Source organism: Porticoccaceae bacterium LTM1 (assembly GCA_030252795.1).
In the GTDB taxonomy this organism is placed as follows: Bacteria; Pseudomonadota; Gammaproteobacteria; order Pseudomonadales; family Porticoccaceae; genus SCSIO-12696.
Genome location: CP127080.1, coordinates 2,338,104 through 2,351,326 on the forward strand (window position 1 = coordinate 2,338,104; position 13,223 = coordinate 2,351,326).

Consider the following 13,223-nt stretch of genomic DNA (forward strand, 5'->3'; position numbering starts at 1 on the left):
CCCCCATCTAAATTTAGAAAAGGTACTGAGGTATCGTATGAAGCGTGCGGTCATTACAGGCATGGGTATCGTTTCCCCACTGGGCAACGACCTGGCAACCGTTATGGATTCCCTCAAAGAGGGTAAATCCGGTATTCACTACAAGGAAGAGTACAAAGAGCTTGGTCTGCGCAGCCACGTCGCTGGCCGCATCGACATTGACCTGAGCGAACACATCGACCGCAAAACCATGCGTTTTATGGGCAACCCTGCCGGTTACGCCTACGTGGCGATGAAGCAGGCCATTGAGCAGTCCGGCCTGAGCGAAGATCAGGTTTCCAATCCACGCACAGGAATCATCATGGGTTCCGGCGGTTTCTCCGGTGACAAGTTTGTGGAATCGGTAGATATCATGCGCGCCAAAGGCGTAAAACGCATGGGTCCCTACCGCGTTACCCAGATCATGGGCAACACCGTTTCTGCCTGTCTGGCGACCCCGTTCAAAATCAAGGGCGTCAACTACAGCATCACCTCTGCCTGCGCCACCAGTGCCCACTGCATTGGCGCGGCCGTTGAACAGATTCAGCTCGGCAAACAGGACGTAATTTTTGCCGGTGGCGGTGAAGAGGAACACTGGTCCATGGCTGCGATGTTCGACGCCATGGGTGCCCTGACCACCAAATACAACGAAACCCCGGAAAAAGCCTCCCGCGCCTACGACGCAGACCGCGACGGCTTTACCATCTCCTGCGGCGGTGGCTGTGTGGTAGTGGAAGAGCTGGAGCACGCCTTGGCGCGCGGTGCCAATATCATCGCTGAGATTGTAGGTTATGGTGCAACTTCGGACGGCTACGATATGGTGGCCCCGTCTGGTGAAGGCGCGGTACGTTGCATGCAACAGGCACTGTCTACCGTGGAAGCACCCGTTGACTACATCAATACCCACGGCACCAGTACGCCAGTAGGTGACACCCAGGAACTGCAAGCCATCACTGAAACCTTTGGTGACAATGTTCCGAGAATCAGCTCTACCAAATCACTGACTGGTCACGCCCTCGGCGCAGCCGGCGTTCACGAAGCCATCTACAGCATCCTGATGCTGCAGGATGACTTTATCGCCGCTTCTGCCAACATCGACAACCTCGACGAGCGCGCCGCCAATATGCCAGTAGTTACCAAGCGAATCGACAATGCCGGCCTCAATACGGTTATGTCCAACAGCTTTGGCTTTGGTGGCACCAACGCCGCGCTGGTTTTGCAGCGTTATAAAGGCTGATATTCGGCTAACATAAAAAAGGCGCTCAATTGAGCGCCTTTTTTATTTCGAGAAAAATAAAAATTTTATTCGCCCAACAACTCCTTCAACTTCTCATCCAGCTTCTCCTGACGAACATGCTTACCGACAATCTTGCCGGTAGAGTCCACCAGGTAATTGGCCGGGATACCACTGACACCGTACATCTGGCTCACAGGACTCGAGAATGCCTTCAGGTCACTAAGGTTGATCCAGGGCAGCTCCTCCTCATCCGAGGCCGCTTCCCAGCTTTCTCGACTGTCATCCAGTGAAAAGGAGACAATTTCGAAACCCTTGTCATGATAATTCTCGTAAGCGGTTTTCATATGTGGAATCTCGGCACGGCATGGCCCACACCAGGATGCCCAGAACTCCACCAGCACATACTTGTTGTTCGCCAGTACATCGCTCACCTTGTAGGGTTTTCCGTCAAGGTTGTTCGCCTCAAAATCCTGGGCCTGAGCTCCAACAGCCATCGCAGCCTCACGCTCCATCATCAGGATACGCTCTTTAGCTCGGGCAATACTGCTATCCAGAGGGCGATAATCAGACAGTTGAGCTTTCAGGCTTTCCAGTTTGTCCAACCTCTCCTTCAGTTCAAGGCCATTCATGGCCTCGGAAATCGCCAGATAACGAAGATATGGATTGTCAGCTGTCATCAGTTTTTGAAAGTGCGCCTGTTCAATTGCGCTCTTTTTCTCATTCACTTCACTGTATTGCTTATGCAGTGCTTGCTGATCCGCTTCCGGCATATCCGGGGTAAATTTGCTTATCAGCTCTTCAATCTGCTTGGTTAAAGCCTGGTGGTTTGAGTCCTGCTCATACGCGCTAAGTTGTTCGTACAACGGCCCATTTTCCACCTTGACCATTTTGTTATTCATATCAGCAGTGATGACAACACCTGGCTCCATAATCACATTCCTCCAACCCAGAGGAATAGAACCACCATTAGCCTGTATGGATAAACCAAGACGCTCCACGGCTGTTACTGGTAGAAAAAACTCAAATTTCCCATCGACGAGCGACACTGTTTCAATAACATCCACTAAACCGGTTGACGTTGAACCAGGTTCTTTGGGGCGCCAAATTTGTGCTTCCAAGGTATTGGGGTCGACTCCCATCTCCAGCATTTGATCCGTGACCTTAAACCCACCGCTCACTGTCATAGAGGGAGGGGTATTCCTCATTATTCGGTCTAGCAAAACTCTTTCTGTCTGGTCAGCCGGGGAGTCAGTTAAACTGTTGCGGTAATCCATAAGCACTTGCTCAGCCTGCTCAGTTTTACCCGCTTGACGCAGAATACCCGTATAATCCAAGGCGCTTCTGGTACCAGGGGCCAGCTCGAAACTCTTGGCAGCATATTCCAGAGCCTGACCCAGATATTTTCCTTCCGGGTACTCACTCAAAGCACTTGCAGCTCTGGAGTAATTTGAAGTACTGGGATCAGCCTTAACAGCTTTAGTCACCTTGTCATAGAGCTTATCCCACTGACCAGAAGCCTTCAGGTACATCGGCTCCATTATTGGTTTCAGGTTTTCGGGCAATGTAGCCGCATGAGGCCTTCGGCTACGCTCATGATCTGCTGCTGCTTTTAACGGGCTTTTTTCAAGATCCTCGATATACTTGAGATAACCTTCTTCACCCGCCTGCGCGGCATCGAGTGTGGCGTACCAAGTTGCACTCAGTATAAATTCTGTGAGGGCGGTTTCCGATGCCACCTCACTGAACTCCTGATAGTGATCCACCACAAATTCCACCCACTCATTACCGCGCGGTTTGTGGTAGAGGTAGCCAGACAGAACCGGAAAGTCCTCTGCATTGATCATTTCGGTCAATGGCTTTGAGTGAATGTAGTCTTCAACTATCTGGCGATTTTTTGCCCTCAGCTCCGGGTTCTCGCTACGGCCTCCCAGCGCCAACTCAACTCCGATTTTATCCATCAGTTGACGTACAAATGTGTCATCGCGCTCACCGTTGTCATAGCGAGCCATGAGCTCAGCAAGATCAGAGCCTTTCTCACCCAACAGACGTGCAGGATAATCAAGAAACTCCGCCTCATTCATTGAGCCAGTTCGAGCGATTTCTTCTCCATTGGATTTCAGGTACAACAGTGTAGGGAAAGACCCTACGTTATACTGATCAGCAATGACTGGGCCGTTAATATCTTCGTCTTCAGCATCGAGCTTATAGCTGATAAAGCGGGCATTGTAGTAATCCCCCACGTCCTTTTTGGGGAACACCTCGGCGGCCATTATCTTGCAGGGGCCACACCACTCGGTATAAACATCGACAAAGATTTTTTTGTTTTCAGCTTGCGCCTTGGCTAACAACTCTTCCCAACTGCCATGGAAAAAATCGATACCCATTACGGGCTGTTCAGATGCTGAGTCTTGATCGGCAACAGCCTCATCAATCGTTGCAGATTTTTCACCACACGCGCAAAGAAAAGTCAGCAAAGAAACGGCTAATATTCGTTTAAACATATTCCCTCCAGAGTAAATAAGAACACTGAATTGTGGATATAAAAATCCACTGTCCATTAAATAGTCGCTTTGTATAATTAGTGCACATCCGGAAACTAACGTCATTCCCGCTTTCGCGGGAATGACGCTTTGTATTTTTAGCGCTGTTTCCGGACGGACATCAATTAGATTTTCCTATAAAAAATGGGGCATACAGTCCATGTATACCCCATTTTTTTACCTTCTATTCCTGACGATTAAATCAGGTCAAAGTTTTTCGTTACTTCAAGGAACATTGTTCTTCCCTTGATATCAACTCTTCTTGGATCGAATGGCGTTCTGTTCATAATGAACGGGAAACTCTCGTTCAATACATTTCGAATACCACCGGTGAACTTCAAACCATTATCCATCTTATAGTGGCCTGTCCAATCAAAAGTGACATATTCCTCCACACTTGTACGATCACGCTGCGGATCACCAAATGGTACTTCTGGTTGGTAACCATAAGAGTCAGAATAATTCATAGTCAAAGTACTTCCGTAACTACCATTATTCCATGCCAACCACTGTCGGAACTTCACCCGATCCGGGCCTCGCAAGTCGTTATCTCTATACTCTCGAGGAAGAGTCTCCAAGAACTGGGTATATTGTTCTTTGGTATATGTACCCGCAAATCCGTATTCAAAACTTCCCCAATCATTGTCAAAGATATAACTGACATTGACATCAACCGCCTTGACCCCCTCAAAAGCAAAATTAACAGGTCTTGAGCGATAAGTGGTAATTTCACCGGTATCAGGATCGCGATCCACACTACCAGGAGTCGTCAGATACAGGTAAGCGTCTCGACTCAACAAACTAAAAGAACTGTTAATAACGTCCCTGGTTTCAATCTCAACATAACTTGCAGAGAAGGTAAGCCCCTCCAGCATGCCAGATGGCGTCCAGTCAAAACCGTAGGAGGTGTTATCAGATAATTCTGGCCTTACATATGGGTTACCCGCTGATCCGAAGGGTCTTTCAACAATAGGTAATCCCGATACTGGATCCGTTGTAATCCCTTGGGAGTTGATCGTACTGGCAATATAGCCAACTATGTATGGATCAACTGGGAAAGTGAACAAATTATCCAACCTTGGAACTTTGAATGATTCACCCTTGTTTGCGCGAATTTTAAATTCCGGTGTGAGATGCCAGGCGAATCCATATGATGGTGACGTATTTGTATAGGTAACTTCCCGTTCAGGTGCCTCATCTCCATCAAAGGGACCTGTGATACTGTACTCTTCCCAACGGGCGGCTGCTCGAATTTCAAAGGACTCTACCAGTGGAAGTCTATTATCAGCACCAATAACCGGAATATTTATCTCTGTAAATACCGCTTCAGTGTCACGTTCAGGGTTTCTTGTAAGCAACTGAGTGCCTATATATCCATCGTATTCACGAGATTCCTTGCGCCAGTCAATACCAATTACAGCGGACACATCGCCGCCGGGCAAAGCAAATAAATCGCCGTTAGCGCTCAGGTTAACCTGTGTAGCCTCACCATCTGTAATGGTTGGCTTGGCGTATTCATCATTCGCCACGAAATAGAGAGAAGAAATAGTTTCCGAATTTTGTGTACTGCCATCTCCAAACGGATTGAACGCAGTATCAGGGTTGGTATCAGCTACGGCCTGTGCCAGCAAGTCATCATTGAGGCCATCAAAAGCCCTTGTATAGGAGGATTCTATACTGTGGTTAACATAACCTTCCGCCTTCCAGTTCGAGAACGGCAACTCCGCATCAAATCCCAATACCGCACCGATATTCTTTGAATCTGTAGTAACTGTCGAATACGGCAGCATCCCGAGCTCGGACTCACCATCAAATACATACTGCACAACCAGAGAGTCACCGGTTCCATTAAACGGGTTTGTTTCAGGTACCTCAATAGTTTCGCCTAACGCCCCCCTGAATGCATCGCTTTTATTGCGACCATAATTTAATTCCATATAACCCGATACAGTTTCGGTAATATCCTGATCTACTCGAAAACTAACCGATAATGCGTTTCTGGAATCAGAAGCATGCTCATCGATAGGACTATATGGCTCCAGATAATCCATACTGATTTCGTCCAACGTCAGAGGCTGGGTGGAATCACGATTAGGATCAATACCACCTAAAACTGGGCCAGGACCTTCAAAGAAGTACAAGCCAGGCGGATAGAAGGGATAGAGTTCATTATAGTCAACCAAGCCTATCGGCCCGTTAATGGCACCAGGCCAACTAAACCGATCTTGTGACCGCCAATCATTGCCACCTTGACTCCTGAAGTCAGAAGTTGTCCAACCTACTTTCTTATTGATTACTGGCTTAATTTCTTCATAAGAAGCTGCACCCGCCATATTTCCGCTGCCCCAGGAAAATCCAAAGGACTGCTCAAAGCGCAATTTATCGCCACCATTACGTGCAGCCTCATAACGTACGGATGTTACTTCTTCAGCATCATATCCCTTACGAAGAATAAAATTGATCACGCCTGCAACAGCATCAGCACCATAAATGGCAGATGCACCATCGGTTACTACCTCAACACGATCAATTGCAGCGAAGGGAATGGTATTAAGGTTTACAGTAGAACCGCTGAATGCGGTGCTTCCAGCCACACGGCGCCCGTTCACCAACACCAGAGTTCCATCCGTCCCTAATCCGCGAAGGTTGGCAGCAGCTCTACCCAAGGTACCTACGGAGGAGCTGTTATCTAATGCTGAGGTCAAAGTAACATCAGAATAGTTTTGCGGAAGGCTGCGAACAATATCTTCAACGCTATTGATGCCCTGCGCCTTGATTTGATCCATGGTAATAACGGTAGTTGGCTGGGTCGGGCTTACATTGCGCAGTCTGGATCCTGTCACCACTACTTCTTCTACTACATCTTTGGCTTCGGCCCGCTCTGCTTCGGCAGGGTCGTCAGCGCGAATCATCACCATGTCTTCTGACATGTACTCGTAGGTCAGGCCCGTGCCTTTTAAAATGCCATTCAGGGCATCAGACAATCTGTACTCACCACTTAGTGCGGGCACATCAATGTCACGACTTACACCATCAGCCAAAATTATCTGGTAACCGGATTGTTTGGAGAGTTTGAGTAAAGCGGTGCCCACTTTTTGGGCATCAAGATTAATTTCGACTTTATTCTGCGGATCTGAAGCAAAAGCACTGACAGAAGAGATCACCAAACCTGCTGTGATAGCTGCCACCAGTCGAGTTCTTTTTAAACCTGTTGTTAGATTTTTCATTTACCCACCTCGTATGAGTTGTTTAAAACGCATCCTTGTGAAATCGCGGATGTCTACTCATGGTTCACGGATAAATATCGAAAAACCCTGAATTGAAATTAATATAATTTCAAAACAACAACGCTTTTTGTCCTATTTGCCTTTAATCACATAGCTATCAAAATGACGAATCACCCTGATTGGGTAAGCCTGTTCAAGACTTTCAAGTGCCGCATCTATCTCTGTGGTTTTTACTGACGCCAGAATTTTTAAATCAAGTATGGATTCATCCTCAATCAGAACTTTCTTGGCAGAATAGCGATTGAGTTCTTTGGCCACTTCAAAAAGAGGATCATCATCAAACTGCACAAACCCTGTGGTCCACCCCTGATACTCATCAATGGAAACCGGTGCTGAACCGCGCATTTTGTCCGATAAAAGATCGTAATCTACCACTACGCCTGCACCAACTCGGTACTGTCTATCTACAGGCAAATCCATCTGGCTTCCAATTTCTGGTTCCAGCTGGGTTGCCATAGCTGACGCTTTTTGACCATCATCCTGAAAAGACACCAAGCCCTCCATTACAGCCAGCTGGTAGCTTTCAGGACTTTTATATACGTTAAATCTGGTTCCCAACACCTCAACTGTTTTGCTACCCAACTCTACACTGAAGGGGCGTAAAGGATCTTTTGCAACATCAAAAATTGCCTCTCCCCTTTCGAGGATAACCCTGCGCTGACCATCGTTAATATCGACCAGCATTAGGGTACCGGTATTCATTTGTACTGTACTGCCGTCTTTCAGTTCGACTTGCTTTTGTTCACCAACCCGTGTCACATAACGCAAAACAACATTTTGATCAGAAACCTCAGGGCGCCAATCCAGCATCAAGGTAACTGCAGCAGCCATTAATAACGTGGCAGCAATTGGTAGTGGACGTAAATACCTGGTGATCCCACCGCTCGTTTCATCCTCAAGTGGCTCATCCATCATCTCCAGGATATCCGGATCGTTTTCAAGCCCCTGCATTTTTGCCAACGCATAATTGGTATCGTCAAAAGCCTGATTAAACTCGGTATCCTGTTCACGCCATTCCCTAAGTTTTGACTCTTCAGAAGCTGTTAGCACACCTGAATAAACACCAACCAGACTCTCGGAAGAGCGGCGAGTAGTAGCCCTGTCTGTATTCGATTTGATGCTCATTGCGTACCTCCTTCCCTGAGCTTCCTTCCTGCTTCACGTATGCGCGACATCGCCTGCGCCATATAATTTTCTACTTGCTTTACATTTAAATTCATAGAGTCAGCAATTTGTCGATAACTCATATTTTTGAATCTATGAAGCAAAAACACTTTGCGCCAATGGGGTCGCATTTCTGCAATTACACTCTTGAGATACTCCAACTCTTGCTCAGACTCCAGAATGCTCTCGGGTGTTACCTCGACAACCTTCTCCTTCTCAAGTGGAAACTGCTCTACCGAATACCGTCTCTCGTGTTCCTTGTGTCTCTCTATATCCACTATCAGGTTATTGGCTGTAGTGAACAGATAAGAGCGCACGCTGCCTTGGGTATTGCTCATTCTGGCCTCCAAGTCTTCCAGCTTGGCGATTCGGGCAAATACCTCCTGAATCACGTCCTCCGGCTCCTCCTGAGGGCCAATGCGCCGACGAATAAAGGTGCGCAAAGCCCTCCCGTGCTCGTCAAACACGCGTGCAAGAACTTGTTGGCTGACAGTCCCGCGATGAGACGCCAGATTAACAACCTTGGGCTTTTTGTCGGTCATTCATTAAACAAACTTTTTGGGGTACATCCAGGTACACGGCTGAGGAGGTCAAAACCCTAAGTGGGTTTAGAAAGGATAGTTCAAATTAGTGAAACATTGAGACCAAAGTAACAAAGATGGTCACGATATGGCAAGTCCGGTGCATATCTTTCAATGCAGTGACTGAGAAGAAGATTATGGTCAAGCAAACAATAGCTACTATTTCATGCTGTGCTATAGCTCACGAGCGGAGGAAATTGCTAACAAAAAGGACGATTGAAGCAATCGTCCTTAATAACTCTCTAACCCCCTCTATCGATTGCTACCCATTGACTCTACTTTTTCCAGAATCAGATCTTTATTTCCTGCCAGCTCTGTTTGAGGGGCCATACTAATTGCATTTTTGATAATCAGTTTGGCTGATTCAATATCACCATTTTCAGCAACCATGAATCCCTGAGCCACTTTGAACTTTTGACGGGTTACAATAGAGTACCTACCATCGGAAGACACTTTACTCAAGAATGCAATGCCATCATCCAGCTTCCCAGATCTTGTAAATCCACTGACAATAGAACTACTCACAAATCTTTCCATTATTTTACCTTCAGTTATGTAACTAAATTCCTCAAAAGTGGACAGCAGTTTTTCCAACGCTTGCTCAGGTTCCATCTTCTGGGCTTGTCCAGACACAACCATTAAAGTTTCATTACCCCGAATATTGCGATATTTATTGTACAGTTCTGAGTCATTACCTTCTGAAAGAGTAATAATCTCTTTAGCCATCCCTACCCTGTCCTCAATAACTGCACCCTCAGTGTTGAACAATTGATCCAACAATCTGGCACGCTCTATCCCGACTGCCTTATCAATCTCTCCCTTCAATTTCGCCCTTTCGTCTCTTTCATCGACAATTTTTTTCAAGTGATCAACATAGGCTTCTGCCCCACCCTTTTGATAACCAGTAACAGCAAAAGGGTTAACAGAAGCGTCGGTTAGATAAATAGCAGGATATCCTCGCGGCTTGAATACTTCTTTCCACTTCTCGTTGTGAGCGTGCTGCTCTTCAGTGATGACATCTTCATCCATAGGGAAATCCAGATATACCAGTACAAAATTCCCTTTTGCATAATCCAGGAACTCCTGTTTCGATAAAACCTCTTTATCCAGTTTGATACACCAGCCACACCAGTCAGAACCAGTGAAGTACATGAAGATGTTCTTTCCTTCTTCTTTTGCAACTTTTTGTGCTTGATCCATATCATCCAGCCACTGTTCGCCCTTCTCAGCCAATGCAGAGCTAAAAAAAGCAACCAAACATACAGATACCAAAACTTTCGATAGAGAGTTCAACACAGGATATTCCTCAATACATATAAATTCAGTGAAAACCGTTACAGGGATGTAAAAAAGCCCCGCCTAATGGCGGGGCAACACCTTCGGGTTTAGTAAAGGTCGTAGGATTTATTTACCTCCAGGAAAATAGTCCGTCCGCGAGTATCCACTCGACGGGTATCCCATGGGTAGCTTAAGCCGTCATAGAAAGGGAAATCCTGATTGAGAACATTGAGAACTCCACCATTAAACTTCCACCCTGACTCCTCCACCGCGTAAGAACCAGTCAGGTCATAGGTAATATAGTGCTCTACCAAATCCTGATAAGTGTCTGCCACACCTGTTGGCGAATAACTGCTGGAATAATTAGCGACCAGATTAAGGTTGATATCATCTTTAAACCAACTGATTTCTCCGCGCGCTTTCCACCTGTCAATACCGACATCCGTATTATCTTTTTTAACCTGCGCAGAGTTGGGAGTAAACTGATCATTGAGCTTGCCCGTGTAGGTGGCATTCAAGCCCACTCTGAATGAGCCGTAATCAGAATCGAAATCATAGCTAACTCGCGTATCAACAGACTCACTGTAACGTTTTGAGACATTGACCGAATAAAGGTTAAGCTGACTGGCTGAACCATCGGGGTTATACGAAAGGACGCCCGGCAATGCCAGCACTCCATTTCGATCGCTAAAGAAAGCCTGGAGTCCGTCCGCAATCAAATCACTAATTTCGATATTGGCTTTTGTAACAGAGACAGATAGTCCTTCCAGAGCGCCATCAGGATTCCAATCAAATCCATAAGAAACGTTATCGGAAAGCTCCGGCTTCAAGTCCGGATTACCGCCAAGTACTGTAGGTGGACGCTGTAATCCCAAGTCCGGCCTATTAGGATCGATAAACGAGAAGATGCCAAATGCAAAAATGTCCTGCCTGCCAAATAAATCCGTCAAAGTGGGTGCTCTGAACGACTCACCTTTAGCTGCTCGCAGCTTAAGGGTGTCGATCGGGTACCAAGCCAATTCCAATTTCGGAGAGGTACTGCTGAACTCCTTCTCAACAGACGTGCCAGATCCCTCAAAAGGGCCACTAACCGTGTACTCGTCCCGTCGCAGGGCATATTTCAAGTCAAGGGAGTGAACACCTGGCATCTCACGAATCAGCGGCACTGATAGCTCAGTAAAATACGACTTAACATCTCGATCCGTTTTGTCCACAAGCAGTCCACTGCGGGCATAACCTTTAGAGTGATCGAGTCCCTCTTTTCGGTATTCAGCCCCCACCACCGTTCTGACCTCACCGGTGGGCAGTTCAAACAAACCACCTTGAAAAGACACTGAATAGTCGCGCAAGTCAGAAAGGGTAACGGACGATGGCACTGCGCCAGTAGCATCATATGCCAGCAACCCTTGCAGGGCTTCCGGACTTTGAGCGCTTCCATCTCCAAATGGATTAATTATTTGCTCAATAGGCAGAGGATTGCTGTCACCATCTACTCCAGCGAGACGCTCTAGTAAAAGGTCTTTATCAATCTGTAAAACCTTAAATTGTGACTTTTCATCACTTTTCCCCATGGAAAAATTCATGGTCCAGTCTTTAAAGGGCAACTCCGCATCAAAACCCAGAGTGTAGGAGACCGCTGTCTGATCACTATTGAATCTGCCGTCACCCAACTGGGCAACTTCTTCTGGCGAGAATGCATAACTGGCGTAAACGGTGCTGCCAGTATCATTGTACGGGTTGGTTGTTGGAACCGCCTGTTTGGTGAACTTTATCGTTGATGTGGTGAGCTGGCTTAAAGTTTCATTACGGTTATAACTGTATTCAGCAAACAGACTAAAACCGTCAAACAACTCCTGGTTAATGGTGAAATAAGCCGATTTCTGCTCTTGAGTGGATGTGCCATCTCCGCCTTCACCTTCAGCAACATAATCATAGGGAAGCACATTGGCTGGTGAAAGGTTACCATTGATCCCACCGGTACCATCATCACCTTGTGGCAGGGAACCCAGTAGCGTTGCGAATCTGGATGCACTATTGTACACAAGACCCGGACGACCAACGTCCGTTGCACGACGATCACTCCCCCCCATAGATCTAAAATCCAGTGTCGTCCTGCCAGCAGCGCGGGAATCTACAGGATCCGTCTCGGTATAAGCTATATTCAACGTCGCGTTTCCGCCTTCCCAATTAAACCCCAGGGTTTGATCCAGAGTAAGCTTTTTAGCGTCGTACCGGCTGGTCTCGTAACGAATGCCGGTTTCACCGCCACTGTAATCTTTTCTGAGGATAATATTGATCACGCCGGCCTGCGCATCGGAACCATAAATAGCGGATGCGCCATCACTCAGGATATCTACCCGGTCTATGGCGTTGAATGGTATGCCATTCAGGTTAACGGTACCGTTCTGAAAGTAAGAGGACTGAGGCCAACGCCGGCCATTCACCAAAACCAGCGTGCTAGCGCTACCAAGCCCACGCAAGTTGGGGGCCGAATGCCCCTGCGCACCAGGGCTGCTAATGCCTTCATCCAGCGTAGACGCGGCATTGACGTCACTGAAGTTCTGGGTCAGGGATCGCATGATATCTTCAATGGATCCAAAGCCCTGACGTTTGATATCGTCACTGGTAATTGTCAGAACGGGGCTACCTGTTGCCGCTACGCCCTTCAGACGTGAGCCAGTAATAACTATTTCTTCAACTTCTTTTTTAGCCTCTGGCTCTGCGTGACTTTCAGTACGAATCATCACCATATCTTCGGATATGAATTCGTATGTCAAGCCAGTATTTTTCAACAGCTCTGTCAGTGCTGAATCCAGGGTGAAATCACCGTTGAGTGCTGGCAGCTTTACATTTTTTTGTGTTTGATTATCAAAAACTATTTGGGTCCCAGACAGCTCAGCCAGCTTGAAAAGTACCTTATCGGCCTGTTCAGCCTTGATATTTATTTGAATTTTTGATTCTTCATCTGCCAGAAGTGCAGAGGAAGCGGACATTACCAGTACAGAAGAAACGGCGATTGCCAGTTTCTGCTTTTTCAGTTTTTGAAGAACTGTCTTCATGTACCCACCTCGTTGAATATTGACTTGGTTCCGGAGCGTATTTTTCTGTTGCCCTCACT

The 13,223-nt window shown here is 47.0% G+C and carries 7 protein-coding genes; 1 reads left to right on the forward strand and 6 read right to left on the reverse strand.

Features of this window, described 5'->3' with window-relative positions; all coding sequences use genetic code 11:
* The first annotated feature begins 37 nt into the window (after positions 1 to 37).
* Positions 38 to 1,255 carry a beta-ketoacyl-ACP synthase I gene (fabB, locus tag QP938_10200; protein WIO73664.1) on the forward strand — a complete coding sequence of 406 codons (1,218 nt, stop codon included), beginning with the start codon at positions 38 to 40 and terminating at the stop codon, positions 1,253 to 1,255.
* A 65-nt stretch (positions 1,256 to 1,320) separates the two neighbouring features.
* Here fabB and QP938_10205 read toward each other — a convergent pair whose 3' ends face one another.
* The 6 genes from QP938_10205 to QP938_10230 all read right to left on the reverse strand — a co-directional run bounded on the left by QP938_10205 (position 1,321) and on the right by QP938_10230 (position 13,164).
* Positions 1,321 to 3,756 carry a thioredoxin domain-containing protein gene (locus QP938_10205; GenBank protein ID WIO73665.1) on the reverse strand — a complete coding sequence of 812 codons (2,436 nt, stop codon included), beginning with the start codon at positions 3,754 to 3,756 and terminating at the stop codon, positions 1,321 to 1,323.
* A 236-nt stretch (positions 3,757 to 3,992) separates the two neighbouring features.
* Positions 3,993 to 7,022 (reverse strand): TonB-dependent receptor, encoded by a 3,030-nt coding sequence (locus QP938_10210; protein ID WIO73666.1) that lies wholly within the window; start codon positions 7,020 to 7,022, stop codon positions 3,993 to 3,995.
* Between the two features lie 132 nt (positions 7,023 to 7,154).
* Positions 7,155 to 8,207, reverse strand: a complete 1,053-nt coding sequence (locus QP938_10215; GenBank protein ID WIO73667.1) for a FecR domain-containing protein — start codon at positions 8,205 to 8,207, stop codon at positions 7,155 to 7,157.
* Positions 8,204 to 8,788 (reverse strand): sigma-70 family RNA polymerase sigma factor, encoded by a 585-nt coding sequence (locus QP938_10220; GenBank protein WIO73668.1) that lies wholly within the window; start codon positions 8,786 to 8,788, stop codon positions 8,204 to 8,206. The genes QP938_10215 and QP938_10220 overlap by 4 nt, the downstream gene beginning before the upstream one ends.
* A 291-nt stretch (positions 8,789 to 9,079) precedes the next feature.
* Positions 9,080 to 10,123, reverse strand: a complete 1,044-nt coding sequence (locus QP938_10225) for a thioredoxin family protein (protein ID WIO73669.1) — start codon at positions 10,121 to 10,123, stop codon at positions 9,080 to 9,082.
* Between the two features lie 89 nt (positions 10,124 to 10,212).
* Complete coding sequence (locus QP938_10230) at positions 10,213 to 13,164, reverse strand: TonB-dependent receptor (GenBank protein WIO73670.1); 2,952 nt, start codon at positions 13,162 to 13,164, stop codon at positions 10,213 to 10,215.
* Positions 13,165 to 13,223: the final 59 nt, after the last annotated feature.